This is a genomic window from Novosphingobium sp. ERW19, assembly GCF_012641315.1.
Classification (GTDB): Bacteria; Pseudomonadota; Alphaproteobacteria; order Sphingomonadales; family Sphingomonadaceae; genus Novosphingobium.
Window position 1 is genome coordinate 105,969 of sequence record NZ_JABAIC010000008.1, and the last position, 26,308, is coordinate 132,276.

General features: G+C 62.6%; 25 protein-coding genes and 3 pseudogenes. 11 read left to right on the plus strand and 17 right to left on the minus strand.

What is annotated here, in order from left to right; translation table 11 throughout:
- Positions 1-77: 77 nt before the first annotated feature.
- The 3 genes from HGI46_RS15665 to HGI46_RS15675 form a co-directional block, all read right to left on the minus strand.
- Entirely contained in the window at positions 78-635 is a 558-nt protein-coding gene (locus HGI46_RS15665; protein WP_118075674.1) for a hypothetical protein, read from the minus strand.
- A gap of 498 nt (positions 636-1,133) precedes the next feature.
- The gene (locus HGI46_RS15670) at positions 1,134-1,469 is read right to left on the minus strand and encodes a single-stranded DNA-binding protein (protein WP_118075672.1); all 336 of its coding nucleotides are present in this window, start codon (positions 1,467-1,469) and stop codon (positions 1,134-1,136) included.
- A 476-nt stretch (positions 1,470-1,945) separates the two neighbouring features.
- Positions 1,946-2,290: a thermonuclease family protein gene (locus tag HGI46_RS15675; RefSeq protein WP_118075670.1), complete on the minus strand. Its 345-nt coding sequence runs from the start codon at positions 2,288-2,290 to the stop codon at positions 1,946-1,948.
- 312 nt (positions 2,291-2,602) lie between these two features.
- Between HGI46_RS15675 and HGI46_RS15680 the strand changes: the two genes are divergently transcribed.
- Positions 2,603-2,791: a hypothetical protein gene (locus tag HGI46_RS15680; RefSeq protein ID WP_162896170.1), complete on the plus strand. Its 189-nt coding sequence runs from the start codon at positions 2,603-2,605 to the stop codon at positions 2,789-2,791.
- A gap of 18 nt (positions 2,792-2,809) precedes the next feature.
- Here HGI46_RS15680 and HGI46_RS15685 read toward each other — a convergent pair whose 3' ends face one another.
- The 3 genes from HGI46_RS15685 to HGI46_RS15690 all read right to left on the minus strand — a co-directional run bounded on the left by HGI46_RS15685 (position 2,810) and on the right by HGI46_RS15690 (position 4,354).
- Positions 2,810-3,499: a pentapeptide repeat-containing protein gene (locus tag HGI46_RS15685; RefSeq protein WP_168905025.1), complete on the minus strand. Its 690-nt coding sequence runs from the start codon at positions 3,497-3,499 to the stop codon at positions 2,810-2,812.
- Between the two features lie 133 nt (positions 3,500-3,632).
- The gene (locus HGI46_RS21905) at positions 3,633-3,785 is read right to left on the minus strand and encodes a hypothetical protein (protein WP_206065768.1); all 153 of its coding nucleotides are present in this window, start codon (positions 3,783-3,785) and stop codon (positions 3,633-3,635) included.
- On the minus strand, positions 3,782-4,354 hold the full coding sequence (locus HGI46_RS15690; RefSeq protein ID WP_206065769.1) for a DUF3800 domain-containing protein: 573 nt from the start codon (positions 4,352-4,354) through the stop codon (positions 3,782-3,784). Before HGI46_RS15690 ends, HGI46_RS21905 begins: the two co-directional genes overlap by 4 nt.
- A gap of 210 nt (positions 4,355-4,564) precedes the next feature.
- Between HGI46_RS15690 and HGI46_RS15695 the strand changes: the two genes are divergently transcribed.
- Positions 4,565-5,776: a DUF1173 domain-containing protein gene (locus HGI46_RS15695; RefSeq protein ID WP_168905026.1), complete on the plus strand. Its 1,212-nt coding sequence runs from the start codon at positions 4,565-4,567 to the stop codon at positions 5,774-5,776.
- A gap of 27 nt (positions 5,777-5,803) precedes the next feature.
- Here HGI46_RS15695 and HGI46_RS15700 read toward each other — a convergent pair whose 3' ends face one another.
- The 6 genes and pseudogenes from HGI46_RS15700 to HGI46_RS15725 form a co-directional block, all read right to left on the minus strand.
- Positions 5,804-6,220 carry a hypothetical protein gene (locus HGI46_RS15700; RefSeq protein WP_240345043.1) on the minus strand — a complete coding sequence of 139 codons (417 nt, stop codon included), beginning with the start codon at positions 6,218-6,220 and terminating at the stop codon, positions 5,804-5,806.
- Positions 6,163-6,903: a hypothetical protein gene (locus HGI46_RS15705; RefSeq protein WP_240946816.1), complete on the minus strand. Its 741-nt coding sequence runs from the start codon at positions 6,901-6,903 to the stop codon at positions 6,163-6,165. Before HGI46_RS15705 ends, HGI46_RS15700 begins: the two co-directional genes overlap by 58 nt.
- A gap of 46 nt (positions 6,904-6,949) precedes the next feature.
- Positions 6,950-7,441 (minus strand): hypothetical protein, encoded by a 492-nt coding sequence (locus HGI46_RS15710; RefSeq protein WP_168905027.1) that lies wholly within the window; start codon positions 7,439-7,441, stop codon positions 6,950-6,952.
- Positions 7,438-7,779: a hypothetical protein gene (locus tag HGI46_RS15715; RefSeq protein ID WP_118076035.1), complete on the minus strand. Its 342-nt coding sequence runs from the start codon at positions 7,777-7,779 to the stop codon at positions 7,438-7,440. The genes HGI46_RS15710 and HGI46_RS15715 overlap by 4 nt, the downstream gene beginning before the upstream one ends.
- A complete protein-coding gene (locus tag HGI46_RS15720; protein WP_168905028.1) occupies positions 7,766-8,230 on the minus strand; it encodes a hypothetical protein in 465 nt (154 codons plus the stop codon). Before HGI46_RS15720 ends, HGI46_RS15715 begins: the two co-directional genes overlap by 14 nt.
- A gap of 52 nt (positions 8,231-8,282) precedes the next feature.
- Positions 8,283-8,902: pseudogene (locus tag HGI46_RS15725) on the minus strand (SOS response-associated peptidase family protein).
- A gap of 98 nt (positions 8,903-9,000) precedes the next feature.
- On the opposite strand from HGI46_RS15725, the gene HGI46_RS15730 reads away from it, so the two are divergent.
- Positions 9,001-9,192: a DUF6771 family protein gene (locus HGI46_RS15730; RefSeq protein WP_168905029.1), complete on the plus strand. Its 192-nt coding sequence runs from the start codon at positions 9,001-9,003 to the stop codon at positions 9,190-9,192.
- 11 nt (positions 9,193-9,203) lie between these two features.
- Here the strand turns inward: HGI46_RS15730 and HGI46_RS15735 are convergent, their stop codons facing one another.
- Both HGI46_RS15735 and HGI46_RS15740 read right to left on the minus strand, forming a co-directional pair.
- Positions 9,204-9,551 carry a hypothetical protein gene (locus HGI46_RS15735; RefSeq protein WP_240946817.1) on the minus strand — a complete coding sequence of 116 codons (348 nt, stop codon included), beginning with the start codon at positions 9,549-9,551 and terminating at the stop codon, positions 9,204-9,206.
- Positions 9,552-9,726: 175 nt separating this feature from the next.
- Positions 9,727-10,245 (minus strand): DUF736 domain-containing protein, encoded by a 519-nt coding sequence (locus tag HGI46_RS15740; RefSeq protein WP_118075660.1) that lies wholly within the window; start codon positions 10,243-10,245, stop codon positions 9,727-9,729.
- 404 nt (positions 10,246-10,649) lie between these two features.
- Here HGI46_RS15740 and HGI46_RS15745 point away from each other — a divergent pair.
- Positions 10,650-11,556 (plus strand): annotated as a pseudogene (locus HGI46_RS15745) (IS110 family transposase).
- A 422-nt stretch (positions 11,557-11,978) separates the two neighbouring features.
- On the opposite strand, the gene HGI46_RS15750 reads toward HGI46_RS15745, so the two are convergent.
- Positions 11,979-12,869 (minus strand): MurR/RpiR family transcriptional regulator, encoded by an 891-nt coding sequence (locus tag HGI46_RS15750; protein WP_118076033.1) that lies wholly within the window; start codon positions 12,867-12,869, stop codon positions 11,979-11,981.
- Positions 12,870-13,106: 237 nt separating this feature from the next.
- On the opposite strand from HGI46_RS15750, the gene HGI46_RS15755 reads away from it, so the two are divergent.
- The 6 genes from HGI46_RS15755 (at position 13,107) to HGI46_RS15780 (ending at position 21,673) form a co-directional block, all read left to right on the plus strand.
- Positions 13,107-15,287: a TonB-dependent receptor gene (locus tag HGI46_RS15755; RefSeq protein WP_240946818.1), complete on the plus strand. Its 2,181-nt coding sequence runs from the start codon at positions 13,107-13,109 to the stop codon at positions 15,285-15,287.
- Positions 15,288-15,380: 93 nt separating this feature from the next.
- Entirely contained in the window at positions 15,381-16,331 is a 951-nt protein-coding gene (locus tag HGI46_RS15760; RefSeq protein WP_118075656.1) for a phosphate/phosphite/phosphonate ABC transporter substrate-binding protein, read from the plus strand.
- Positions 16,328-17,050, plus strand: a complete 723-nt coding sequence (locus tag HGI46_RS15765) for an ATP-binding cassette domain-containing protein (protein ID WP_168905030.1) — start codon at positions 16,328-16,330, stop codon at positions 17,048-17,050. Before HGI46_RS15760 ends, HGI46_RS15765 begins: the two co-directional genes overlap by 4 nt.
- Positions 17,047-17,994 carry an ABC transporter permease subunit gene (locus HGI46_RS15770; protein WP_346766751.1) on the plus strand — a complete coding sequence of 316 codons (948 nt, stop codon included), beginning with the start codon at positions 17,047-17,049 and terminating at the stop codon, positions 17,992-17,994. The genes HGI46_RS15765 and HGI46_RS15770 overlap by 4 nt, the downstream gene beginning before the upstream one ends.
- 20 nt (positions 17,995-18,014) lie before the next feature.
- Positions 18,015-20,135, plus strand: a complete 2,121-nt coding sequence (locus tag HGI46_RS15775; protein WP_168905031.1) for a phospholipase C, phosphocholine-specific — start codon at positions 18,015-18,017, stop codon at positions 20,133-20,135.
- Positions 20,135-21,673, plus strand: a complete 1,539-nt coding sequence (locus tag HGI46_RS15780; protein ID WP_168905032.1) for an alkaline phosphatase D family protein — start codon at positions 20,135-20,137, stop codon at positions 21,671-21,673. The genes HGI46_RS15775 and HGI46_RS15780 overlap by 1 nt, the downstream gene beginning before the upstream one ends.
- A gap of 311 nt (positions 21,674-21,984) precedes the next feature.
- Here the strand turns inward: HGI46_RS15780 and HGI46_RS15785 are convergent, their stop codons facing one another.
- Positions 21,985-22,992 carry an IS110 family transposase gene (locus tag HGI46_RS15785; protein ID WP_168905033.1) on the minus strand — a complete coding sequence of 336 codons (1,008 nt, stop codon included), beginning with the start codon at positions 22,990-22,992 and terminating at the stop codon, positions 21,985-21,987.
- Positions 22,993-23,081: 89 nt separating this feature from the next.
- A pseudogene (locus HGI46_RS15790) lies at positions 23,082-23,734 on the minus strand (IS5 family transposase); the annotation flags it as partial.
- A 436-nt stretch (positions 23,735-24,170) separates the two neighbouring features.
- Here HGI46_RS15790 and HGI46_RS15795 point away from each other — a divergent pair.
- Positions 24,171-26,306, plus strand: coding sequence for a TonB-dependent receptor (locus HGI46_RS15795; RefSeq protein ID WP_240946819.1), 2,136 nt, complete (start codon positions 24,171-24,173; stop codon positions 26,304-26,306).
- The last annotated feature ends 2 nt before the right edge of the window (positions 26,307-26,308 follow it).

The window sequence follows — 26,308 nt, forward strand, 5'->3', positions numbered from 1 at the left end:
GGCGATAGTTCGCCACCACGCCATAGGAGCATCACTGAAGTGCGAAGGCCTGACCTGGTGCTCAAGGTTCGAAGAGTTCAAGCCGCAAAGAGTTCGCCCTGGGGATTGGCAGGATCTGGACGTTGTCGCTGCGGCGGCGCGGGTTTGCGCAGCAGCGCAAGCACGCCGGGCTTGACCACATATACCGCATGACGTCCGCCGCCGCGGTTCTTGTGATTGGTGGCGTAGCCCGCATAGTGGCGGGTCATCAGGCCGGCGCGGACCAGATCGGAAATCGCGCGGCTGACATTGGCGCGGCCCACGGCCTGGACCTGCTCTTCCACCGCTGCGTCGATGCGCGCCGCATCGCGAACAGCGTCACCGGTAAGTTCGTCCTTCAGCGCAGCGGCAACGCGCGCACGCAGCGCCGCACGGCGAGCGGGCTGTTCGCTCATCGGCAAAAGCTGAGAGCAGAGCCATTCGCGCAGGAGCACCGGCACTCCGCCCTGCGCGACGAAGGGCCCGGCCTGCCCTCGCCCATCGGCAATTTCGGCTACCAGTTGAAGGACGAGGAACGCATAGCGCGGACGGTTCGAGGCTTGGACCAGGACCGCGTAGATCCCACCGACGCCAGTGATTTCTTGGACTCGTTCCATCGATCAGTATTGAGCACAAAAGGTGAATCCTGTGAATCCCCTTTGTGCCCTGCCCTGTCGTTTGTCGCCCGTGACACTTCGCCCGGAGCCCGCTCGTGAGATGCGCGGCCGAGCGTGCTGCCCTTGCCCCGCAACCACGTTCGTGATCGTACAAGCGTGATCGATGATCGCGCCCGTCTGCGCATGTCACGAGCGCAGCGCAACGTGACACTCTGCCCTAGGGCAAAGTGTCACAGATGCCATGCCCGAAAGGGCGCCAGCTGCCGACGCGGTTGGCAAAAAAAGGGCCGGCTTGCGCCGACCCCTTGGAAAGTTTTGGGAGAGGATGCCTAAAAGGCACCCCCGATATGAGCCGGCACCCACCATGCTGCAAGTGCGAAACAGACGCCGCGAGTTGCCTTTTTCGCAACTGGTGTTTCGCCCGTCGCAGCGACAGCATGCGTGCTTGGGGGGCCTAAGCCCGATGGAAGGCGGCCGTGCCGCCTCCCGGGCTCGGGTTCAGAGGAAGAGCACTTCCTCGGCAACGATTTCGACAGCGTAGCGTTCGACGCCCTCGCGGTCGGTCCACTTCGAGTAGTGCAGCCGGCCCTGCACCTCGACCAGGTCGCCCTTCTTCTTGTGCTTGGCGACCGAGGTGCCGAGGCCGTTGAAGGCGGTGACGCGGTGAAACTCGGCGAGGGTCTCGGTGTAGCCAGCCTCGTTCTTGACCGTCTTGCCGTCGACCAGCCTGGGGCGGTCGGTGACGAGGGTGAACGACGTGATCGCCGTCTCGCCGGCGTGGCGGGTTTCGGGAGCGGCGGCGATGCGGCCGATCAGGATGACGAGGTTCTTCATGGGGTATCTCCGTGGCTTGAACTCGGCGGAACCGCCCGCCGATGAACATCACAGGCAGGGCCAAAGGCCCGGGCCCGCACCGAACGCATGTGAGGGAAACCCAAAAGCGAGGAGTGGTGCGGCAAGCCCGAAGGGCTTCACGGTCCGTTGCTTTTGGGTTGCGGCCAGGGACTGTCCCTGCAGGGTTCATCGGCAAACGAAGGGCGGTTTCGTCAGGTCAGGCTCAGCGGATCCCCGCAAAGATCAGATCCGTCAGCCTCGGCCATTTCGGCAGGACCTGCTCCCACCCGCCAGCGTCCGCGCAGCGGGCATTGCCTTTCTCGACCCCCGCTCCATACTGGTCAGTGACGCACGGTCACACGGGGCCGGGCCCAGCCCCTCCCGTCCAGTGCCATGCGCTACGGCAAAGCTATTCGTCAGATGCGCAAGAAGGCGGCCGCAGGCGAGCATGGGTCGCCTGCCCTCGATGGGGACGCTCAGCGCCAGGGCCTCGCGAGGCCTTGCGCGACCAGATTGTCGCCGGCATCCACGCCGTTCACCGAAACCGAGGCGAGCGTCCGTCCATAGGGGTCGGTGCCAAGTCGCGTGATCGTCACCCGTCCGCGCGACAGCAGCCGCGTCAGGGCAACCCACGAGGCTTCGCCTGCGGCAAAGTCACACCAGGCATAGGACCGTCTCCGGTCCTGGCACTTGGGACTATCGGGCAGTTCGGGTGCATGGATATTGGCGATGCGGACACGCTCGCGGCCGCAGCGGATCGTGTCGCCGTCGTGAACCGTAGGCGACATGCAAAGGGCGGAGGCAGCAAAAGCGATCGGCATGGGTAGAGCCTAGCGCCCTCGCCCGCCCGCGCCAACCAGCCTCGCCGCTTCCTCCACTGGCCCCGATCGTGACCCGAAGGGCCGGCATCCATTTCGGCGAGCTTGGGTGGGCGGCGGTGCGAAAGCGCCGACGCTCCGCCCTAGCGAATAGAGCGGGTCGCCGCGGCGCCCGCGTGGGACGCGGGCCCCGGGGTGCCCCCTTCCCTCCCCGCCTCGCCAGACTCCCGCAAAACCGGTATGAACGCACTTGAACCCGGCCGCTTTGGCTCCGCTGCCGTAGGCAGAGCCATCGAAGGGAAAGGATCCCGGCCCATGGCTGATCCCCAGATGATGCCAAGCGCCCTGCAGGTGGCGCGCGCGATGACTGAGGTGCTGCGCGCGAAGCTGAGTGTCTTAGCAGCTGAAGAGGTCACGCTCTCCCGCGAGGAAGCCGCGCTTTGCCTCGGTCTTGCCGAAGGCGTGACCGAAAGCCTGGAACAGGAAGCACTTCAGGACCGGTGAGCCGCCCGGCCCTGCGACCTACCGGACATTGAGCCCCAATTCGCCTAGCAATTGTCCGGCCTGCTCGCGCGAGATCGTCGCCACGCGAAACGGCCCGGCATCGACGAGGCGTAGCCCGCCGAGGTCGGCACCGCGCAGGTCTGAGCCCTCAAAGCGCGATCCGGCGACCAGCGCCTCGCGCAGCGAGCAGTCCTCGAACACCGTCATGCGAAAATCGCCCTTGCGCACATCCGCACCCGACAGATCGACCCGGCGCAGAGTTTCCTTGCGAAACGAGAAGCCGGGCAGCTTTGCCGAGACCAGCAGTACTTCCTCGAAATGGATGTGCATCGCGCGCACCTCGGTGAAGTCGACCTCGGTCAGCTTGGAACCGGTGAACCGGGTTGAGGTCAGTCTCGCGCGGCGCATCGAACAATTGTTCCAGTCGCCGCCGAGGAACTCGGCCTCGCTGACGTTCGCGCCCGAGAAATTGACGAACGGCCCCCGGCAACCCTGCCAGACCGCGCCTTTAAGCTTTGCCCCCGCAAGATCGCTGCGCCGCAGGTTGCAGCGTTCGAAGCGCCAGCGGGTGAGGTCGAGCCCGGAGAGGTCCGCCTCCTCGACGTCGCAGTCGATGAGTGTGCGCGGCGTCCTGCCGATCAGGCGCTCGATGTCGCTTCGCACCAGCGTGGCGCCCGCGATCGGCTGCGAAGCGAAAAGGTCGTCCATCACGCGCCCGGCCGCCAGGCGCCAGCTTGGGCGGGTTGGCACAATGTTCCCGTAGTCAATTGGCCGGGAGTGCGCATATGGGGAGCAAAAGTGGACTGGGGGTTCCCGGTCGGCGTCATAGCCTCGGTGAGTTTCACCGGGGCTTTTCGCCTATTTGGGGCGGGAAAACCTTGAGCCCCCAGTTTTCATAGCCGCTGCCGACATTCTCGCGCCCGCCGTCGCAATAGAACTTGCGGGTCAGGACCTCGAACGCGCGGTTGTCCTGGCTCGGCCGCAACACACTCATGCGATGGGCCTCGCCACCAGGTCTGCGAGCTGGAGCCCGGACGTGTTCGCCATCTTGTCGGCAAAGACAATCTCGAATGGCAGGGGCGCGCCCAGCTTGTTCTCGCCGTCGCAGATCCTGCGGAACTCCAGTTCGAGGTCCTTGTCCTCCTTCTTGCCGCGGCACTCGAAGACCACGTGGGTCTTCTTGGCGTCCTGGTTCTTCCCGATGAGGAACTCGTAGAGCGTCTCAAGGCAGAACCCGAGGGCGAGATGATAGGGGTTGTCGCGTTCGACATCGCGCGCGCCGAGCCGGTGCTTGTCGATCACGCAGCTGATCAGGATGAAGTTCGACTTGTCGATGATACCGCTGAGGCCATCGATGAAACCCAGCTTCTCGGCTTCGTTAGCGAACTTGAAGGGGCCGGTTTCCTTCCGAATTTCTCGCTCGTGCAGGATCACGATGTCGTGACCAAAGTGGTTGAACTTGAACTTCTCGAGCGCCGGGACGACCTTCTCGCTGTAGTGCTTCTTGTAGAAGACGCAGAATGCGAGGACGAACAGCGGGTAATTTGGATCGACGGTCTGCATGCCGTCATCGCACCGTGATGCCAGCGCGGAACCTGCAAGCCAAGCCGAAGCGGGGTTTTCCACACACCACCCCCCGACACAGCAAACCTTGCAGCACCCGCACCGCCAGCATAGACTGGCGCAGCGTGCCCATCCGGGCCGCGTCAGACGAAGGAGATGCGCGAGAGGTCGAACGGGCAGCGTCGATCGCGAGAATTGGAGCAGACCCCAATGATCCAGCGATACCGTGTGCTCGGCCACAGCTTGGCCGAAGGCGATGAACTTCAGCACGTGCTGCGCGAAGCCTACGAGCGCAAAGTCCCGGTCCATTGCGAATGTTGCAAGGGAGCCAACCTTCCCCTCTACATCTCGCACCGCCAGAATGGCTACGTACTCGCGCGCTGGCCGGGTTCGGGCGCGCGCCATGCGACCGCCTGCGATCATTACGAAGCGCCCGACTACCTCACCGGCATGGGCCAGGTGCGCGGGAGCGCCGTGCTCGACGATGAGGCGAGCGGCGAAACCAGCCTCAAGCTCGGCTTCCCACTCTCGCGCGGGGCGGCCCGGCTCGCGCCCGCGGCGCTCACTAACGACAAGCCGACGGTGAAGTCCTCGGGTCAGAAGCTCTCGATGCGCGGGCTGCTGCATGTCCTCTGGGACCGGGCCGAGCTGACGCACTGGCATCCGAAAATGGTGGGCAAACGGACGTGGTTCGTGGTCCGCCGCGCGCTGCTCGAGGCCGCAGCAAGCTGCCGGGCCAAGCAGGAAGCCCTGCCCCACGTGCTTTTCGTGCCCGAGAGCTTCAAGGTCGAAGAGAAGGAAGAAATCCGGGCCCGCCGCCGCGCGGCGCTCGCCCGGGTCTATGCCTCGCGGGACGAGATGATGGTCGTGGTTGGTGAAATCAAGGAGATCGTTCCCGCGCACGGCGCGGAAAAAATCGTGCTGCGCCATGTCGGCGACATGCCGTTCGTGATGGACCAGGACATGGCGCGGCGCTTCCACAAGCGGTTCGCGGGCGAACTCGCGCTGTGGCAAGCGCAGGATGGACCGAACGGCAAGAGCGGTTACCTGGTTCTCGCCGGCTCGTTCGCGCGGCGGCGAGAGGGCACGTTCGACCTCATCGAGGTCGCGTTGATGCCGGTCACGCCCGAGTGGCTGCCCTACGAGACCAGCGACGAGCGCTATCTCGTCGGCAAGGCGGTCGCGGAGAAGAGGCGGTTCGTGAAGGGCCTGCGCGTCAATCTCGACACCGACACGCCGATCGCCAGCCTGGTGCTCAAGGACACCGGCGAGGAAGCCAGCGCCATTTACATCTATGACCGCGACAACGAGGTGGCGGAGCCGCTGGAAGCGCTGCTCGCCAGGCAAGGCGTCGCTCACCTGCTGTGGAAGGAAGGCGAGCCGTTCCCGGCCCGCGTCAGTCGGCCACCACGGCGAAGCTGAGATGGACAGCAGGCCGCCTGAACAGGCTCAGTCGTCCGATCGGGGCAGCGGTTTTGTCGGCAGGAGGTCGAGGCGCCGGGGCGCGTCGCTCCCGGCGCGCAAGGCTTCAAGCCGCGCCGCGACCTCGCCCTCGTGCTGGGTGATCTCGATCCGGTTCAGACCCACGATCGTCCAGACCGCAAGTTCGGGCCGCTCGGTCACGTGGACCGAGTAAGCGATGGGCAGCGTGTCGGGATAGAGCCAGAGCAGCAGCACCGGCAGCGCGGCGAGATTGGGTTGGCCGCCGGTCGCAGCGAGCGTCTTCACGGCCTTGTCCCGATCGTACCGGCAGGTGATCCCGAACGGCTGCGGGTGCCCGGCGAGACCGAGGATCGTCTCGCGCGGATTCAGCTCAAAGATCGCGTCGAGTTCAGCCGGGGGTTCGGCTTCTGCGTCCTCGGCCACCTCGGCGAGGAACAGTTCGACCGCGGCGAAGCGCGCGGCTTCTTCGCGGGCGCAGGCAAGTTCGAGCGTGAGCGTGATCGAGGACATGGCTGGGACTTTCGTGTTGCCGCGCGCCGACGCGTCCCGATGCCAGGGCAAGGGATAGAACGGCCGGAAGACCGGGATTTGAACGGGTCAGCGAGGTGGCGCTCAACGTGGGCGCGTTCGCGCTCGCGCTGGAGATTGAAGACGGGGACGCCGTGGCTGGCGGCGATGGGTAGCGCCTCGCCGGTGCCGCCCGAGGCCTCGCCGTCGGCGGTCCAGCACAGCACGAATTCCGCGGGGCTATCGAGCGAGGTCCCCAGCACCTGGAACACGTTCCGGGTGTGGAGCGCCTGGACGAAGGCCGAAAGTCCGGCAAAGGCCGGATGGTGCGCCGCGGCGATCGTGCGCGCCCTGTCCCAGACCTCGGGCCTCAGCGTGCCCGGATGGAACTCGCTTGCCGAACCGCGCCAGCCCGCCGCCGGCAGGAAGATCTGCGGGTTGCGGCCCGCCCCGCGTTCGAACGCGCTATCGGCGCCGATGGCGTGGCCCGAACGCAGAACATAGCCGTGCTTGGTGAGCGCGAAGGCGGCGCGGGTCATCAGGCTGAGCACTTCGGGCGGCGTCGCGCGCGCGCCGATCCCGGCGTACAAGCGAGGCATGGGATTGGACTCCAGTCAAGAACGCCCAGCCCCAAGTCCCCTCCCCTTACCCGCTGTCGGCAGCGGCGACCGTGGCAGGACCGTAGGCGGCGAGCAGGTTGCGGTGGAGCACCGCGTTCTTAGCGGGAAAGAAGCTGCCGTCGGCGTTCGCCCGGGTGATCTGGAGCGCGGCGGCGATAACCTCGCGAAACGGTCGCATGACCGCGCGCGAGCCTTCGTAGGTCACCGGCTGCGGAAATCCCGCCGCGATCCAGGTGGCCGGTTCCACGAGGTCGTCGAGCCAGGCCTGCGCGGCTTCGGGCAAAGGCAATTCCGCTACGACCAGCCACAGCGTCCGGTATGTTCCGAATTCATGGGCATTGGCGACGATAGCGAAGCCGAGCGGCAGGGGGGGCTCGCCGTTGATGGCGATGACCGCCGCCTTGAAGGCGAGCAGTTCGAGCGTGTTGGCGGCGGCAAAGTCCGCGCATTGCCCGAGCTGCGCGCAGGGCTCATCGGCGGGGCCGGCGCCGAGTTCGAGGATCCGGTGCCGACTCATGGCACGGCCTCCTCCGGTTCGTCGGGATACCAGGCGAGTTCCACCGCGTCCGAATGGCCGGCCTCGAACTCGGCGATGCGCGCATGGGTGATCAGGCCCGCACGATCCTTGAGCCCGACATAGGCGCCGTAGAACCGACCGCCCACAGCAACGAACTGGGCGTGGACGTCTTCGCTCACTGCCTCGGTGACGAAGAAGCCCGGCACGTCCGCGATGTGCGCCGGGGGCAGGACGCCAAGCATGTCGTCGAAGAAGGTCTCGCTCACCCGCGATAGCGGGAAGCGGGCAAGCACTGCCTCGCGCGAGGCGGCCAGCAGGGCCCCATCAGTTACGGCCATCGCTCGCACCTCCGGTCGTCACGAAGGCCGGGATCGCCAGCTCTGCGCGGGCCATCTCGCGCTTGAGATCGCGCAGCCGCGTGAAGCTGTTGATCCACGACGGGGGGAAGAGGACATACTCGTCCTCGCTTGCCGTGTAGTCGCGCATCGGGCCTTGCCCATCGAACAGGATGATTTCGGGGAGATAGGCGCCGAGGCAGCCGCCGGACCAGCGGCGGAACGGCAGGCCGTGCTCGGCGCAGAACGCGTCGATCTCGGGGATCTGCCCGCCGTTGAGTTCGGTCCCGTAAAGCTGGAGCGGCTCGCCGAGGGGGAGCACCGCCGGATCAAAGGGTTCGCCGTCCCACTCGGTGCGCAGGTCATAGTTGGCCGCGTGCGCGGCAAAGGCTGCGAGATGTTCGCGCGGCAGAGCGCCGCCGATGGTGATGTGAACGGGGGCTCGGTCGCCCATGGTTTAGGTCCTTTCGCTTGGGTCTGATCCGACCGGCGAAGCCCCCCTCCCCTCAGCCTGACGTCGCTGCGGGCCTCCCTGCGCCCCAGCGCTCGGCTGTGCGATCGATGGCGAGTTCACTGGAGCAGGTCTGGCACAGCGCGAAGGCTTCAGCAGGTGTGCCCGCGAGCCACTGCTCCCAGTCTTCTCGGGCGAGGACGACGGGCATGCGGTCGTGTACCTCGGCCATCTACGCGCAGCCATCCACCATGACCATCGAATAGGCCGCGCCCCACTCGCCGATCGGGCGCCACAGTCCGGCAACGGCAAAGACTTCTTCGCTCGCCAGCGAGTACCAGGTCCGGGTCATCTGCCCCTTGATGCCTTCGGCTTCGGCCCAGGCAGTGAGCGGATTCAGGCAGCGGCGGCGCTCGAAGCTTGGGCGCCAGAATGCAGTGCCGAGTTTGTCCTCGCGCGTATTGTTGACGAGCTTGGGCTTCAGCGGCTGACCCTGCTTGCCTTCGAGTACGAGCGGGAAGCCCTTGGGGCTACCCGCGCCTCATCCTCGGCAACGACGAGGCCGGGATCGCCCGGGTAGACTTCGGCGGCGAAGTTTGCGCCCTCACCGCTGCACGCGCCGAACAGCCGGGCGATTTGCGCAGGGGCCTTGGTCATGCGGTACAGATTGCACATGCCCGGATGCTCTGCGGACCGCCCTCCCCTGTCAATCGGGACGCGTGGCGGCACCAAGCACCTTGCGAATATGTTCCCTCTATGTTTTTTTTGACGGCATGGAACTAATCGATACGTCTGCTGTCGCTCATGCGATCCTAGACGCCCCAGGCTGGGCGGGGGTCGGCATCACGGCCTCAAGCTCATTCCGGCGCGAGGATGCCGCGCTCGAACTCGCGCGCGTGATTGCCGATGCGGTCGATGCGCCGGTCAGCGCACCTCCCCCAGAACAGTCGACCCTACCGCTCTGAAGGACGCCAGTTCAACCCGCCGGACTAGCCAGTAGCGCCTCGATCTGCGGATCGAGCGGAAATCCGAAACGACGGGCGATCTCGGCGGCGTGTTCGAAGTCGGCCGCGCTGACGTGGAGCGAGCGGGCGAGGTCCGCGAGCGCCTCACCCTCGCGAGGCGCGGATAGGGCATGGAGATTTCCGTGCGCGAGCGTCACCGCAAACGGCTTGGGGCTGGCGACCACGACCACCTCCTCGGCAAGAACGACCAGCGTGTCTCCGGTGCGGATGGCCTCGTCGCACTGGACCGCATCATAGGCATTGCCGGTGCTGGCAAAGGCGTGATGGCGCCGGGTGGTGAAGACGAAGCGTTCGCTCATCGTCAGCATTGTGATTCTCCGAATGTCCTCATGCGAATGAAGAGGCGGAACGCCGGGCGGGGGGCAATGCCGGCGTTCCGCCTCAGGCAGCGCGGGGGGGGGGTCTTCCGCGGCCTTTGCTTGGGAAACGGGGACCCGCTTGGGGTCCCCGCCGGTTGGAGTTGGGACAAGCCGATCAGGCGGCGACGAGCGGCGGCAGCGCGCCATCGTGTTCGGCGCCGTCCTTGGCATTCGCCCGGCCGCGCTTGGCGGGCGGGGTCGCGGTGCTGTCACCCAGACCGTCGCCGGCCTGCTCAGCGCTGCGGTCGCCGCCGGCATCGTCAGCCGGGAACATGTCGCTCTCGCCGTATTCGGCGGTGCCGAGACGGTTGTCACGGCGGCGCGGACGCTGCCAGGCGATTGCCATCGTGCCGTCCTCGCGCGGGAAAGCGGCGATGTAGAGCGGCTGCGCCATCGACGGATCGTCGATCTTGCCTTGGTAGAAGCTCTCGCCGGTGGAGTTCGAGGAGAGCTCGAAGAGTGCGCCGACGATCACCCAGCGGCGCTGATCGTTGAGCGCGACGATCTCGTAGCGGGGAGCGCGCGGGTTGCTCGAGGTCACCGGCCGCAGGCCGATGGTGCGGGTGATGGTGAGCGTTTCGACAGAGCCGATCAGCTGGCCGTTGGCGTTCTTGCGGATTTCACCGATGTTCATGGACGTTCTCCTGGGTGGATCGATTGCGACCGAACCCCTTGTTCGATCACTCTTTTCCCACCCCCCTTCCCTCCCGGCCGTCAGGCCGAAGCTGCGGGCGTTGCCCGCAGAGGTACCCCGGACCGCACGAGCGGTGTTTTCTAACCACGGGGTCGACGAACGACCAACGACAAGACTGTCGGACGGTGCGGAACGGCAGGCCCGAGGGCCCGATTTGCGGTAAGCTGCTTCAAGTCGCTGCGTTCGGTCACGACGGCTACCGACCAGGCCGAGTCGTTCAGATCAGCAGCCTTGAGCGTCGCAGAAAGCCAGAAGCAGATGGGTTGGATGGCTCCCGCTCACGGCATCTAGGTGCCAATATGTGAAAGCTATCAGGCAATCACGAGCATATGGGAGCCACCCAGATGGAGATTATGACGATCGGCCTCGATTTGGCCAAGAGCGTTTTCCAAGTTCACGGTGTTGATGCGGCGGGCAAGACCGTCGTTCGCAAGGCGTTGCGTCGAGCACAGGTGCTGACATTTTTCTAGAAGCTGCTGCCCTGTCTCGTGTGTATTGAGGCGTGCGGCACGTTCCATCACTGGGGCACGTGAACTGATAAAGCTCGGGCATGATGTTCGCCTTATGTCGCCGACTTGCGTCAAACCATATCTAAAGCGCGGCAAGACAGACGCGGCCGATGCGGAGGCGATTTGCGAGGTGGTGACGCGGCCGACAATGCGGCCCGTACCGATCAAATCGCCAGAGCAGCAGGCGGCGTTGTCGATGCACCGCAGTCGAGATTTGCTCGTCAAGCAGCGCACGCAGTTGGTCAACATGATGCGCGGCATTCTAGCCGAGTTCGGCATCGAGATCCCACAGGGCTTTCATCGCGCACTTGAGATGGCACGCGCGATCGTCGGAGGAGAGGCACCAGACGCACCGTCCGAAGCCGTAAAGGTCGTCGCTCGACTTTCGCAGCAAGCGCTGGACGCTCGTGCCCAGCTTCGAGAAATCGAACGCGACTTACTCACGTGGCAACGCAGGAGTGACCTCGCAACTTGTCTACTGACAATACCGGGCATCGGCCCTATCGGAGCAACGGCGATAGCAGCATCGATTACCGATCCGCGCCAGTTTCGCTCTGGTCGCCAGTTCGCCAGCTGGCTAGGCCTGACATCGATGGTGCGACGTGCGAAAAATAAGCCCCAAGCGGTAGATCCACGTCTCCTCGCGCTGCTGGCACGAAAGCCGATGCGAGTGGTGCCCGTCGCAATGGCGAACAAGACTGCCCGGATCGTCCGGGCAGTCTTGGTGCGTGGTGAGGTCTAAAAGGAGCGTCACGTGCCAGCGCTAGCTGCATGGAATGATGATTTGGCTGAGGAGATCAGCTCAAGGAGTTGTGAGAGCAAAGCGAGATGATGGCGAACCGGTCAGACCGGGAACCGGGACAACCCAGCGAATGACGAAGGCGCTCTAGCCTGCAAAGCAGTGTGGGACCCAGTTCGCGGATACCATCAGGGCCAGCAGTCTTTCTGACGACTGCACCCGACCAACTGCCAGCGTCTCAATTTTGTGCTTGCAACGCGGGAGCCATCCACCGAGGTCAATCGCGGCGCGGAACGCAGACAGTCAGCAAAGCGCTTCAAATCAATGACCGTGACGTGCCCGCCGCTCACATGAAGGTCGACATAATCGCTGTTCATTACCAAGCCGTCAGTTCAAGGCACCGTCGCCAATGGCAGAGAGACAGCTCAAAAGCGTTTGATGGAAAGGACGTCGAAGGTCTGGCGCAGAACTTCTGTGGATCGATCGTAGTCGGCTAGAGCGAGTGCGGCGATCAGGGCATCGATAACGCACAACTGTGCGATCCGGCTGGTCATCGCCTCAGTTCGGAAGCGTGTTTCCCGAGCCATCGTGAACAGGACGACATCAGCATAGGCCTGGATCGGAGACCGCCCGAAATTGGTGATGACAACAGTGCGTGCGCCAGCCTCGTGGGCAAGCCGGGTCGATGCTACGGTCTCGTTCGTCGAGCCGCTGTGGGAAATGGTGAGCACTGCCACGTCCTTGTCGCAGCGCGAGGCAGAGATGGCCTGTACATGGCTGTCGGTGACGACGCGGGCGTCCAGGCCGATCCGCAGCAGGCGATAATGCGCATCCTCAGCAATTGGAGCCGAAGACCCGATCCCGTAAATCTCCACTCGCTTTGCCGTACGAATTTTCTCGACTGCAACGGCGAGTGCTTTCGGATCCAGCACGGACAGAGAGTCGCGCAAGGCCTGGATGCCGGAGTGAAAAACCTTTCGGCAAACAGACTCGGTTGTATCGTCCTTGTCCAGATCCTCGTGAATGAATTGCACGGGCTGGACAGTCTCTTGAGCCAAACTCAATTTCAAATGCTGAAAACCGCTCAGGCCGATGCTGCGGCAAAAGTTTATCACGCTCCCTTCGCTGGCATCGACCAGTGCAGCCAGATCAGTGATCGACATGCCGACAACTTCGCTTGGATGCTCGATGACGTATGCGCCAATCCGCGCTGCCGTCCGAGACATCTGGCCCAGCGAGGAGCGGATTCGTGTGAGGGCGTTGTCAACCAGACGGTTTTGTCCCTCCGGGCTGGAGGGAGAAGCAGTGGTGGGCATCGGCAGGGCGGCCTTTGTCGAGCAGAGAGTCTTTAGCTGATTTCGTATCATAGTTGCAGTGATATGAAAATGTTTCTGACCTTGTCTCATTTTAGCATACTTAAAAAATGAACTCTTTTCACAAGAGTGTCATGAGCCAAGTTTAGCCCCCCTTCGCAGTCGCAGCAAACCGGGCACACCAGATGCCCGCGTGCTGGGTCGAATGCAGCACAGCAGCACAGCAAACGGGGAACCCGCATGACCACGATTTCCAGAGGGCGAATGGCTTCGGCAACGCTTTACCTGACCGCCAGCCTTTTACCGACAATCGCCTGCGCGAACGAGGATCAGACTGCTCCGGCAAGCGCCGAAGCCGAGGCTGAAGCTGAACGCCCGGGCAACATCGTGGTGACTGGCCATCGTGAACGCGCGACGCCGCAGGCGGAACAAGCGATCGTATACGGCAACTACGTTCAGGTGGTCGGCGCAGAGCAAATTGCCGCAAGCGGTGCGTCGAACTTTGCCGAACTCGCACAGTTCCTGATCAAAGGCGCCAACGTAGGTTACTCCCCGGACGAGGGCGAATATACCATCCGCCTCGATGGCGGCGGCGACCGTGATACCCTTGTCGTGCTCGACGGCGTGCCTCTCTACGACCGCGGTCCAGCGCTTGAAGAAATCTGGGGTACGACCACGATCGATCCGCACATGATCGAGGCCGTCGAAGTCTTCCGCGGTGGCAACAGCCTGTTTTTCGGATCGAACGGCGGGATTGGCGTTGTCAGCATCCGCACCAAGAGGCCGGACGGCACCAACCGTGTGGAACTTGGCGCAAGCTACGGCAGCTTTAACTCCCGCGAATTGTGGGGCAATGCGCGTATGGCGCTCGATGGTGAAGGCGGTGCTCATAGCGTGATGGTCTACGGCAGCAGCCAGAACACCGATGGCCCGCGCATCTTCAATCCAGCCGATTTCGTGGACAACGTCCGCCGGGCAGGTGGCGTGCAAAAGTACCCGTTGAACCGCAACAATGTTGGCCTGAAATATCGTTTCAAGCCAAGCGATGCGACCGAGATCAACATCAACGGGCAGTACACGCAGATCGAGTTCTTCGACGCTTTCCCTGACAATGAAACATACTCGCCGAACCGCGTACGCTATCCGATCATCGATGCCAGCGTGCTCCACAGGTGGTCCGACACCTTCGGCTCGCAGTTCGATGCCTATTGGAGCAACCCGAAACTCAACAATACCGAAACTTTCGCTGAAATCTGTCGCGTAAAGACGGGCTGCGTCGATACACAGACCGGCAAGGAGATATCCTTCGGTACGGCCACGGGACGTTCGATCGCCTATGCGAACAAGGGCTTCGGCGCGGATTCGAAGGTCTCTGGCTTCATGGAGTGGGGCTTCAACTTCCGTAACACCCTGAACCTGCCTGACGTGGGCGAAGCGGTGGCCGGCGTCCAGATGGTGTCCTACCGTAACGATTCCGATCCGGTCTTCCCCATTTCCAACGAATGGACGCGAACCACCGGTATCTATCTCGACTTGCGCCCCCGCCTGCCGTTCAGCCCCTCGACGAACATCAGCCTTGCTGGTCGCCTCGATTTTTCGAACGCTTTCGACAGCAAGTTCATCTGGAAGTTCGGCGTGCGTCAGCCAATTGGCGCATTCTACATCCGCGGCAACGGCGGTACGTCCTACAGCCTGCCCAAGACCAACGAACTGTTCGCCGACAGCCCGACGACGGTCGGCAATCCCGATCTCAAGCCGGAATCGACCGAAACATACAATGGCGCAATCGGCTTCCAGAAGACGTCGGGGGCCCTCAACATCAGCGCCGAACTGGGTTATTTCCGCACCGATATCACCAACCGCATCCAAGGCACCTCGGGCCTGACGCCGAATACCTTCTTCAACAATACCGCGCTGACCCAGATCCGCGGTCTGATGGCGGACTTCAATCTGGCGGTCGGCGACGAGTGGGCGCTCAACCTGGGGTTCACCCGCCAACAGGCACGGCTCAAGGGATCGACGCTCCAGATCAACGAGACGCCGGAATACATGATCCAGGGCACGCTGACCTGGAACTCGCCCGACCAGCGCTGGCACATCAACCTGTTCCCCCGCTATCAAGGGCCAGAATATGCTTCAGGCGGTCTCAACAACAGCCTTCGCAAAAACTTCGGCAACTATCTGGTGGTCAACGGCTCGCTGGGTTGGTGGGCCGGCGAGGAACGCCAGCACCGCTTCCAGGTCCGCCTCGTCAACATCCTCAACGAGAAGTATGCTGAGCGCTACGGCTATGGCAACCAGCGCTTCAGTTCAGCCTTCGTGCGCGGCGAGATCACCACATCCAGTCCGAACTACTTCTATGGCTACCCCTTCGAGGGCAAGCCGCGCGCGGTCTATGTGAGTTACACTACGACGTTCTGAACGAAGGGGGCGTCGGCCATCACGGCCGACACCCTGCTGCCCGGTCACTTCACTGTCACAGCCAAGGCGTAGCGGCGGGCGGCAGGTGGTGTGATGGGCAAAATCGCAGTTGCGCAAAAACACATGGCTGGACTGGCGCTCGGCTTGGGCCTGGCGCTGATCCTGTCCATCGCGGGATTTCAGCGCACGGCGGATAATGATCGCCTCTTTCCAAGGAATGAGGATCCCGTCCGGGTCGTCTTCATCCCAGCCGATGGTGGTACCGCAACCGGGACAATCGCTGACTTCAGGCCGTTGTTTGCCGCCCTTACGGAGACGAGCGGGATGCACTTCGAGTTCGCAGTGACCCAATCATACAGTGCCGCCGTCGCAGCATTGTGCAATGGCAGTGCCGACTTGGCCTTCGTGGGGCCCGCCACCTACCTGCAGGCACGCGAACGGGATTGTGCCCAGTTAATCGCCACAGGCATCCGTAAGGGTCGGCAAAGCTATTTTACCGGCATCTTCGTTCGCAAGGATGCGGCTTTTCAGTCACTGTCGGACCTGCACGGCAAGCGGGTTGCTTTTGGCGACATCAATTCCACGTCTTCGTTCCTGATGCCGGTTGCCATGCTGCTGGATGCCGGGGTGGATCCTGCATCCGATCTTGGCGAAGTCAGGCTTACCGGCAGCCATCCGGCAAGTCTTGCAGCAGTGGTTGCAGGTCGTGTGGATGCGGCCGCAATCTCCTTTGATTCGTTTGATCGTGCATTGCAGTCGGGCCTGCCCGGCCTAGACGACCTTTGCGTGCTCGCCCGAAGCGAGGCCATGCCCTATCCGCCATTCGTGGTCAGCACCCGCCTTCCGGCCGAGCGGCGCGAACAATTGCGCAAAGGCTTTGCCGAGATCGAGCAGCGGCGGCTTGCTTTGCCAGGCTACGCTGGCAGGCCACTCGATGCCTATAGCACGAAGGTTGATCAAAAGGCATTCGACGCGCTGCGTGCAAGGTTAGCGCGACTTACTGCGGAACGGGTCGAAGCAATCCTGAACCGAGCGAAGCGATGACCGGCACCGGTCTCTCGATCGCGGTTCAAGGCCTGACGCTGCGCCACGCCATGGGGGAGCCCGTACTGCAGCACGCAACTCTCGCGGTGACTTCGGGGAGCATTTGCGCGGTTCTCGGCAAATCCGGAACCGGCAAGTCCACCTTGCTTGCAGCGCTTGGCGGAAGGCTTGCTCCAACGGCAGGTCGGATTCTGTTGGGTGGGACGCTGCTTGACAGGGCGTCGCGACGGCGTCTGCAGCCGCTTATCGGCATGTCATATCAGGATCACCGGCTGGTCTTGCAGGCGACCGTGCTCGACAACGTGGTTGCCGGGCTTGCGCCGCACCTGCCGTGGTGGCGACTGGCAACGGGCCGCATCCCCGAAGAGCTGTTGGCAAGAGCTGCAGAGCTGCTCGAACGTTTGGGCCTCGATGCGCAATTGCACCACCGTCGTACCGACAATCTGTCCGGCGGGCAGGCGCAGCGAGTGGGGGTGGCGCGCGCGCTCATTGCCCGCCCGCAGCTGCTGCTTGCCGACGAGCCGGTCGCCAACCTCGATCCGCAAACCGCAAGGGATGTACTGTCGCTCATTGTCGAGGAAACCAGCAAGAACGGTGCGACTGTCGTCTGCGCCCTTCACCAGCCCGATCTGGCAGCGGCCTTCGCCGACCGGGTGCTCAGGCTGGATGGGGGGGCAGTGATGGACGAGCTGCCGAAACCACGCAGGAGTGCTGCGTGACGCTGGCCGGATCTCGCGCATTCCCGAAGCCGCGCATCTGGCTGCTCGCCCTCGTTACGCTCGCCATGGTAAGCGCGCCGCGCATGGAGTTCGGCCGAGTGGCCGTGGCACTTTCCGCAGCAGCAGGTCCGACCACCAAGGCAGGTTTATCACGGTTCTGGCCACCCCAGATCGAGACACGGACCGATGTAGCCGGTCTGCCGGGTCTTGATCCCGAAAACCTGCCACCGCTTGCTCGGCTCGAAACCTCGACCGCGCCCGTACAAGAGCTTGATCCTGAAACGCTGCGACCGAGGACCCTGCTCGCGCAGCGGACATGGCTCGTATCGCCACTCGGCTACCTTGGCGAGGTAGCCTTGCGCATGGTCGAGACGATCGAGATCGGGTTGTGGGGCACCATCCTGGCAGTATTGTGGGGCTTTCCGCTTGCCTTTGCACGGTCCCTTGCAATCGCAATGCCTCGCCCCATGCAGAGTGCCGCGCGAATGTCCTGCTCGGCCTTGCGGGCCCTGCCCGAATTGCTGGTGGCGTTGCTGCTCGTTGGCACGATCGGCTTTGGACCTGCAGCTGGAGTGCTTGCTCTCGGCATCCACGCAGCTGGCTTCATCGGGCGCTTCTACGCCGATGCCTTCGACGACGCAGACCAGCGTCCAATCGAGGCCCTGCGGTCGACCGGTGCAGGCCGAATGACGGTCTTCGCGCTGGCGGTGCTTCCGCAGGTGCGCACCAGCCTCGCTTCAGCAACACTCTATATCCTGGACCGCAACGTGCGCATGGCGACCGTCATCGGCATCGTCGGAGCAGGCGGCATCGGGCAGGAATTGAAGGGCCGCATCGACCTTTACGACTTCGGCCATGCCACGACCATCGTGTTCGCCATCTTCATTGTCGTGGCCATACTCGACGAATTCGCCACTTACCTGCGCAAGCGCCAATCATCCTGAAATCCAGCGGGAGCAACCCCATGTCGAACACCAGACGCGATTTCCTGAAAGCGGCCGCCGTCGCCGGCACTGCAGCTGGACTGCCCGCCAGCATCGCCCGGGCGCTTGCCTTGCCCGCACATCGGCGCACCGGAACGATCAAGGACGTCAGGCACGTTGTGATCCTGATGCAGGAAAACCGTTCCTTCGATCATTATTTCGGCACGATGAAGGGCGTACGCGGCTTCGGCGATCGTCATCCGGTTCCCCTCGAAAGCGGAAAGCCAGTATGGTGGCAGCACAACGGTGCGCGACATTTGCTGCCGTTCCATCTAGATACGAAAACCACCGATGCGTTGAAAGTGCCGGGTACTCCGCACAGCTTTGCCGATGCCCAGGCTGCCTGGAACCAGGGCAAATTTGGACTGTGGCCCAAATACAAGACCGATTACGCGATGGGCTACTATCGTCGCGAGGACATCCCCTTCCAGTTCGCGTTGGCTGAAGCCTTTACAATCTGCGACGCTTACCACTGCTCGGTCACCAGCGGAACAGATCCCAACCGTATCGTGTTCTGGTCCGGCGCGGGTTTCGATCCAGAGCTGTGCGCAGAAGGCGTCAATTCACGGGCGGACCGTAGCGAGCCGGACAATTTGCGCTGCTGGGTCAAGGGGGCATTCCCCGAGCCTGGCTACACCTACGCATCCAATGCCCTGACATGGAAGACTATCCCCGAAGTGCTTGAGGATGCCGGGGTTGACTGGCGCATTTATCAGGATCCGAACGACAACTGGACCGGAGCGATGCACGGCGGTCTGGCCTTCAAAGGCTTCCGCAACTGCAAGGCGGGCGACCCGCTCTACGAAAAGGGTATGCGGCATCACTCACTCGAAAGGCTGGCGCAGGACGTGAAGGACGGCACCCTACCTGCTGTTTCGTGGGTCCTTCCGTCCAAGCCGTGGTCCGAACATCCCTCTTCGTCATCCCCGATCGAGGGCGCTGAGTTCACTGCCCGCGTGCTCGACGCGCTAACGGCCAACCCGGACGTCTGGGGCAGCACGGTGTTCTTCCAGACCTTCGACGAGAATGATGGCCTGTTCGATCATCTGCCACCGGCAGCTCCCCCATCGTACAACGCCGACGGTACCGTCGCAGGAAAGGCGACCCTGCGTCTTGATGGTCATTACTTCGATGACCACGAAGATCGTCATACCTCACGCGACGACGTGATTTCAGGTCGCACCCGCCCATTCGGGCTGGGGCCTCGCGTGCCGATGTACGTTGTCTCGCCATGGAGCAAGGGCGGCTGGGTCAACAGCGAAGTGTTCGATCACACCTCTGTCGGTCAGTTTCTGGAGAAGCGCTTCGACTTGAAAATCCCGGGGATCAGCCCTTGGCATCGTGCCGTGTGCGGTGATCTCACGTCCTGCTTCGATTTTGCGAACATCGCGGATGCACGGTTTCCCGAACTTCCGGATGTGTCCGGCTCGATTGCCATTATCGCCCGGCATCAACAGCAGCCGCGCATCCTTCCCCCCCGTGAGCCGCAGGGCTTGTTCCAGGAGGAAGGCCTGCGTCGTTCGCGCGCCTTGCCCTACCGGCTCGCGGTGGATGCCATCTTCACAGACAGGGAAATTAGGCTGGACTTTCTGAACGATGGCACCGTCGGCGTGGTCTACCACGTCTACGACCGTCTTCACCTCGACAAGATCCCGAGACGTTTTACTGTCGAACCGGGCAAGCGGCTTGATGACGTCTGGTCGCTTGAAGGCGGCACTGCCTGTGACCTATGGGTTCTGGGGCCGAACGGATTCGTTCGTCACGTTATAGTCCAGTCCGACCAGCCATCCGCCTTGCCCCGTGTGCGCCTGCGACAGATACCAAGGCGTCCGAAGCTGGCGGTGGAACTGCACAACCCGGCACCTGCGCCGGTAGAAGTTCGCTTCGATCACGATGCCTATGGCACCGCTGCCGCCCGTCGCCTGATGATAGGCGCCTTAGCAGAGCAAACCGTAGGGTGGGACGCCTCCGCGAGTTACGACTGGTACGACTTCACGATCCTCGCAGAAGGTCTCTCCCTTCGCTCGGCAGGTCGCATTGAGCACGGCGCAAACGGCGTGAGCGATCCGCTCATGGCGGCCACTTTTGCGAAGGAAGCGTAATGATCAATCGTCGATGGTTCATCGGCTCGGCAGCAGCCGGAATCCTGCTGCCCGCCTCGCTGGCGCGCGCTGCTGTAAAGACCAATCCATTCACGCTCGGTGTCGCATCAGGTTCCCCCAGATCTGACAGCGTGATCTTGTGGACACGGTTGGCAGTTGATCCGCTGCAAGGTGGCGCAATGCCTGCAGGCGACGTGGTGGTTGGCTTCCGCGTTTGGGAAGATGCCGAGCGGCGCAAGCTTCTCCGGGAAGGCACCGTCATAGCGCCCGAAGCCGATGCCCATTCAGTACACCTGAAGCTCGAAGGCCTCCGTCCGGGCCGGGAATACTGGTACGCCTTCACGCTGGGCGATTTCGAGAGTCCGCTTGGCAGGACACGAACCACGTCACCCGATGCCGAGAATGTCCGCCTCGCCCTAGCCAGTTGCCAATCCTGGCAAAGCGGCTTCTACGCGGCTTATACCGATATTGCCGCATGGGCGCCCGATTGCGTGATTCACGTTGGCGATTACATCTACGAAGGTGGCATCGGCACAATCGGCTCCCGCACGGTTGCAAAGACGGGCGAAACGCTCAGCTTTCGCACCGTTCGCCTGCACAATAGCGCCGAGATCGTCACCCTTTGGGACTATCGCAACCGCTACGCCCTGTACAAGTCCGACCGTGCGCTGCAAGCAGCCCATGCCGCCGCTCCATGGATTGTCGCGATGGACGACCACGAGGTCGACAACAACTGGGCGGGAGACGTGCCGCAAGACCCGCGGGCTCAGACAGCGCTTGAATTCAGCGTCAGGAAGCTAGCCGCGTTCAAGGCATGGTATGAGCATATGCCGGTGGAGCGGCCACCGCTGATCGACGACATTTCCGCTTCGCTTGCCATGAACGACGTGTTCCGCTTTGGCTCCGCCCAAGTCCACCTGCTTGACACCCGGCAGTACCGGAGTGACCAGGTTTGCGGAGAAGGGTTTCCAGGTCAAGCGCCCTGCAAGCAATATGGGAATGCCAACCGCACCTTGCTTGGCGCTGTGCAGGAACAGTGGTTGAAGCGAGAATTACGCGCCTCTAGCGCGCGCTACAACGTGCTGGCTTCCCAGATTTGGCTGTCGCCTTGGCGTTTCGATGCAGGCGGTGATGCGCCAGAAGTGAACATGGACGCGTGGGATGGCTACCCTGCTGCTCGAGAGCGCCTTACCGAAACGCTGGCCGATGGCATTGCCAACCCGGTAATCATGAGCGGCGACTGGCACTGTGCCGCAGCGATGACACTTCATGAAAGGCCGTTCGATCCATCATCGCGGCCTGTTGCGCATGAATTTGCGGGAACGTCGATCAGTTCCGATTGCGGCTGGATGCGTGAGATGGAAGACAGTAAGACATCAAATCCGCACGCCCACTACCTCAATGCGCGCAAGCGCGGTTATTGCCGGTTCGAGGTCGGCACCAAGCAGTGGGTCACGACGTATCGCGTAGTGGCCGACCCATATGTTGCTGATTCTCCTCTAAGTAATGACGTCGAGATGCGATTAGCAGATCTCTAAGATGCCGTTCTGCCGCATGGGTAGGATAACGTCGAGCGCACACGCTCCATGCTCTAGGCCGAAGATCTGTAATTGCAGAGCTTGGCGGTGCCGATCCCTTGAGGGTTTCATGGATCTGTCCGCACTGGCCCGGCCGAAGCCTGGTCGTGCTATATCGGGTCTCACAGAGGCGAACGTTGCATTGACTCGAAGCGGGCTTTGCAGCCCATCTGACTACCTTCGCAGATCGTTCGTCCCTGCGTTCCCTCTCGGGACACCGCCCTCGGATCAGCTTTGACGCTTCACCGCTGGCAAACAGGTTCTACCCTACCTCACGCCTGGAACAAAGTGCCATCGCGCAGCATGGCATGCATGATGACCGCGAGCCGACGGGCGAGTGCGACACGGGCTTTCTTCAAGCCGCGACGCTTGGCGATCTTCATGGCCCAAGTTTTCAGGGCGAAGGTCTCACGGCTCCGGGTGAGGATCGAGTTGGCAGCTTCGTAGAGCAGCTTGCGCACGGTCCCATCGCCCTGTTTGGTGATCCTGCCTGTCCAGTCTAGTTCGCCCGACTGATGGCGTCGGGGCACAAGGCCAAAGTAGGCGCTGGCATTGCGTGATTGTCGGAAGCGTCCGGCTTCATCGACTGCAGCGGCGAAGGCGGCCGATGTCTGCACGCCGACGCCTGGGATGGTCATCAGGATCTCGCAAGCCTGTGACTGGCTGGCGATGACACGCAGGCGGCGGTCCATTTCCTTGATTTGCTCGACCAGTTCTGCGCGAACGGAGAGCAAGGATGCGATGGCGTCGCCAAGGCCTGGGATGTGTGCCGCTTGCATGATCCGTTCGAGGAAGGCCTTCCCTTGACCTGCGCCGGGCCGATAGCCGAACGTGGCGCAGAGACCGCGGATCGTGTTGTCGAGCCGGACACGCGCTTCCACCAGATGGCTGCGTGCAGTGATCACGCTGCGAACGCCATGCGCTGCCGGAGATTTGACGTGCACCTCCTTGTAGAAGCCGGTGCGGGCCAACTGTGCGAGGCCGGCGGCATCGTGAGGGTCGGTCTTGTTCGCCTTCATTGCTTTGAGGCTCTGGTGCGCCTGGCGGGCATCGATGCACACCACCGGGACACCCAGTTCACGCAGACCAAGGCAAATCGCCGGCGACATGCGGCCCGTTTCGATCGCCGCCCGCTCGATTGGACCGTATCGCTCCAGCATCATGGCGATCGCCTCCGGAGAGCTTTCCACTTTCTCCGACACGACCTTCCGACCATTGTCATCAACGATGCAGACCTGCGTGGATTCCATCGACAAGTCCAATCCGGCATAGTGCTTCATGGCTGCTTCCTTCCTTCAGGATTCGACAACCAGAAGTGTGCGCCTCAACCAAGGCCCGAGGGAAGCAGCCGCAATTACACGATGACTCATTACGCGGCGCACCAGATGCGGGCACAGATGAGTTTGACGGCGGCGAGGTAGTTCTCGGGACACTTGTCGTAGCGAGTTGCGATACCGCGGAAATGCTTGATGCGATTGAAGAAGCGCTCGACCAAGTTGCGTTTGCGGTAGAGCCAGCCGGAGAACGGGAAGCGCTGCTTGCGATTGGAACGCGACGGGATGTTGGCCCAGACATTCTTGCGCGCGGCAGCTTCACGGATGGCGTTGCTGTCGTAGCCCTTGTCGGCCAGCAGCGTGGCGCTTTCGGGCATCGCATCGAGCAGGGCCTCGGCTTCCTGGCTGTCGTGGACCTGCCCGCCGGTCAGGCGCAGTGCGACGGGACGACCGTCAGCGTCAACGAGGGCATGGATCTTGCTCGTGAGGCCGCCTCGGGAACGTCCCATGCCGCGATCTCCGGGGCCCCCTTTTTGCCCGTCGCACCGTGCTGGTGGACGCGGACACAAGTAGAATCGATCATCACGATCTCGCCTTCGAAAGCGGCGGAAACAGCCGCAAGAAGCCGGTCCCACACCCCGGCTTTGCGCCAGCGGACGAACCGGTTGTAACAGGTCGTCGAGGGGCCGTAGCGCTCGGGCACTTCGGCCCATGTCGAGCCGGTCCGAAACCGCCAGAGAATGCCGTTTGCGGTGGTTGACCGGTTCCAGATGAGCGTTGCCTTTGCGAAGTCTCTCGCCGAGCAGACAGCAGTGAGCTTATCAAGCCGCATCGAGGACACGACGGCGCGTCAACGAGACCAGATGCAGATGGCAGTTTGTGCAGCTCCACCGAAACTTTACGGGTGAGACATTCGGCTCGTCAGCCATCGGACTGGCAAGTCTCGCCTTGCGTCGGATCGTCCGCCTCTCATTCCTGAGGTGATCGGCCTTCTGCCTTTCGTTCAGCACGCTCGCAAAGGTTCGGAGCTTGACTTCGGAATAAGCCACCCCGTCACGCGGCGACGCCTCCAAATGCCACATTAAAAATTGCTAATCAGTCGCATTAGCAATTGATTGAATGCGACTGAGGTGCCTATTGGCCTGAGTTGCGATTCATTCGCATCTTGCAACAGGGAAAACACGTTGTCGCGTAGAATAGCTCTTGTCATGCCGCTCCTTGCGGTCTCCTGCCCTGCCTTTGCCCAGACCGCGTCGGTCAATGCTGGGCCCGCCGCGGACGATGCACCGGCTAATGAGATCATCGTCACCGGGCGGGCGCAGCGGCTCTATCGGAGTGAGCAAACCACGGTTGGCAAGGTCGCCGAGGACCCGATGAACATCCCGCAGGCGCTCCAGGTAATCAACACCGACCTCTTCGCAGATCAGGGCGCACGCGATGCAACCGACATCTATCGCAACATTTCAGGGGTCAGCTTCTTCAGCTATGCAGGCGTCACATTCCGCGGATTCCGACAGGATCAGTCGTTCTACGACGGGCAGCGCGGTAATCCGTTCATCGGTTTCTCCGTCCCACAGCTTTTCAATGTCGAGCGCGTCGAAGTCCTCAAGGGACCTGCGGGCCTGTTTTTCGGACCAGGATCGCCGGGCGGCATCATCAACTATGTCTCGAAGATACCCTCCGACCAGACGGGCCTGCGCGCGGTTGTCACTGGCGGCACTTACGAGCGCGTGGGTCTGTCGACGGAAGCGACCGGCCCGGTCGACAGCGCCGGCGTGATGACATATCGGCTTGGCGGCTTCTATGAAGCTATGGATCCCTATCGTCGCAACACCCGGAACAAGTCGCGGATTGGCGACGCGGGGCTCGCCATAACGACCCACCAGGGCGGGAAGCTGACCCTCCAGGCGACAATTTACGACAGCGATTTCCAAGCCAACCGCCTGCGCGGAGTGCTGGCCGACAATGACGGCAATTTCCTGACCGACATCCGCTGGAACGCCAACGAGAAGACCGATTTCCTCAACTTGCGTTCACAAGCCTACCAGGCACGCTATGTCTCGGCAATCGGAGACAGGGTCACGCTAGATGCGGGCGCGCGTTACTTCAAGGCGACCGAGAAACAGCAATATCATGAGCCGCGCGGGCTTGATCCGGCCAATCCCGATCTTGTCCGCCGGGAATTCCGCGACCAGATCCGACCGGTCCATGGCCTGTCATTCATGACCAACCTGACGGCACGGGTCGATGTGCTGGGCATGGAGCACAAGCTGCAGACCGGCGCAGACTGGTATGATGAGAAGAGCGTGCTGCATTCGCGCATCTTGCGCAGCGGGGTGACCTCGCTCAGTCTTGGCAATCCCATCTATGGCAACGGGACTGGCGATGCAGCGCGCGCAGCGCTGCTGCCCTTCAACACCACCGACACCCGGACAAGGCGCCAGGGCGCCTATCTGCAGGATCAGATCAGCATATCGGACGCGCTGCTGTTGGTAGCAGGTGTGCGCCAGGACAAGTTCGACGATGGCGTAACGACGAGCACCGGCGGCACCTTATCCGGTCGCTCCTTCTATTCCGACAGCGACGTGACGCTGCGGGGCGGCGCGATCTTCAAGCCGCGCCCGGACGTGTCGCTTTACGCCAGTTGGTCGCAAAGCTTTGAGCCTCAGGCTGCTGCGGACCAGAGCAGCGATGCCGGCGGCCCGTTCGCGCCGGTCACTGGAAACCAGTTGGAAGGCGGCGTTAAGACCCAGTTGTTCGGCGGGCGCCTTCAAGCAAATGCCGCTGTCTATCGCATCGTGCGCAGAAACATTCTTCAGGTCGATCCTGCGCAGAATCCAGTGAACGGCGTGGACCAGCTTGCGCCTATCGGCGAAGTGACGAGCAAGGGTTTCGAGATCGATCTGACGACGGACATCACGCCGGATTGGGTGCTCCTGCTGAATTACGGCTACAACGATACAAGGATCACCGGGACCGCTGAGGGACAGGCGATCACCAATGCCGTTGGGGATCGCTTTGCCAACGCTCCGAAGCACAAGGTCGGTTTCTGGACACGCTACCAGGTGGCGGCGATCGACACGGCCTTCGCCTTCGGTGGCGAGCACGTCTCAAGACGCATCAGCCTTTCGGGGCAGACAGTGAAGCCATACACCGTCTTCGATGCTTCTATCACCAAGGGTCTTGGCTTTGCGGAATTATTGCTGCGGGTGGATAACATTCTTGACAAGATCTATGCGGCTTCGGGCTTTTCTGCGCAAAGCGGGCACTTCCCGGGTGAACCGCGCACGTTCCTTGCAGAGCTGCGCTTCAGGTTCTGATC

Excerpts from the sequence above, each read along its gene's own strand:
- HGI46_RS15665 (WP_118075674.1), bottom strand. The coding sequence starts at position 635 with ATGGAACGAGTCCAAGAAATCACTGGCGTCGGTGGGATCTACGCGGTC.
- HGI46_RS15670 (WP_118075672.1), bottom strand. The coding sequence starts at position 1,469 with ATGAAGAACCTCGTCATCCTGATCGGCCGCATCGCCGCCGCTCCCGAA.
- HGI46_RS15675 (WP_118075670.1), bottom strand. The coding sequence starts at position 2,290 with ATGCCGATCGCTTTTGCTGCCTCCGCCCTTTGCATGTCGCCTACGGTT.
- HGI46_RS15680 (WP_162896170.1), top strand. The coding sequence starts at position 2,603 with ATGGCTGATCCCCAGATGATGCCAAGCGCCCTGCAGGTGGCGCGCGCG.
- HGI46_RS15685 (WP_168905025.1), bottom strand. The coding sequence starts at position 3,499 with ATGGACGACCTTTTCGCTTCGCAGCCGATCGCGGGCGCCACGCTGGTG.
- HGI46_RS21905 (WP_206065768.1), bottom strand. The coding sequence starts at position 3,785 with ATGAGTGTGTTGCGGCCGAGCCAGGACAACCGCGCGTTCGAGGTCCTG.
- HGI46_RS15690 (WP_206065769.1), bottom strand. The coding sequence starts at position 4,354 with ATGCAGACCGTCGATCCAAATTACCCGCTGTTCGTCCTCGCATTCTGC.
- HGI46_RS15695 (WP_168905026.1), top strand. The coding sequence starts at position 4,565 with ATGATCCAGCGATACCGTGTGCTCGGCCACAGCTTGGCCGAAGGCGAT.
- HGI46_RS15705 (WP_240946816.1), bottom strand. The coding sequence starts at position 6,903 with ATGCCTCGCTTGTACGCCGGGATCGGCGCGCGCGCGACGCCGCCCGAA.
- HGI46_RS15710 (WP_168905027.1), bottom strand. The coding sequence starts at position 7,441 with ATGAGTCGGCACCGGATCCTCGAACTCGGCGCCGGCCCCGCCGATGAG.
- HGI46_RS15715 (WP_118076035.1), bottom strand. The coding sequence starts at position 7,779 with ATGGCCGTAACTGATGGGGCCCTGCTGGCCGCCTCGCGCGAGGCAGTG.
- HGI46_RS15720 (WP_168905028.1), bottom strand. The coding sequence starts at position 8,230 with ATGGGCGACCGAGCCCCCGTTCACATCACCATCGGCGGCGCTCTGCCG.
- HGI46_RS15730 (WP_168905029.1), top strand. The coding sequence starts at position 9,001 with ATGGAACTAATCGATACGTCTGCTGTCGCTCATGCGATCCTAGACGCC.
- HGI46_RS15735 (WP_240946817.1), bottom strand. The coding sequence starts at position 9,551 with ATGAGCGAACGCTTCGTCTTCACCACCCGGCGCCATCACGCCTTTGCC.
- HGI46_RS15740 (WP_118075660.1), bottom strand. The coding sequence starts at position 10,245 with ATGAACATCGGTGAAATCCGCAAGAACGCCAACGGCCAGCTGATCGGC.
- HGI46_RS15750 (WP_118076033.1), bottom strand. The coding sequence starts at position 12,869 with ATGCCCACCACTGCTTCTCCCTCCAGCCCGGAGGGACAAAACCGTCTG.
- HGI46_RS15755 (WP_240946818.1), top strand. The coding sequence starts at position 13,107 with ATGACCACGATTTCCAGAGGGCGAATGGCTTCGGCAACGCTTTACCTG.
- HGI46_RS15760 (WP_118075656.1), top strand. The coding sequence starts at position 15,381 with ATGGGCAAAATCGCAGTTGCGCAAAAACACATGGCTGGACTGGCGCTC.
- HGI46_RS15765 (WP_168905030.1), top strand. The coding sequence starts at position 16,328 with ATGACCGGCACCGGTCTCTCGATCGCGGTTCAAGGCCTGACGCTGCGC.
- HGI46_RS15775 (WP_168905031.1), top strand. The coding sequence starts at position 18,015 with ATGTCGAACACCAGACGCGATTTCCTGAAAGCGGCCGCCGTCGCCGGC.
- HGI46_RS15780 (WP_168905032.1), top strand. The coding sequence starts at position 20,135 with ATGATCAATCGTCGATGGTTCATCGGCTCGGCAGCAGCCGGAATCCTG.
- HGI46_RS15785 (WP_168905033.1), bottom strand. The coding sequence starts at position 22,992 with ATGAAGCACTATGCCGGATTGGACTTGTCGATGGAATCCACGCAGGTC.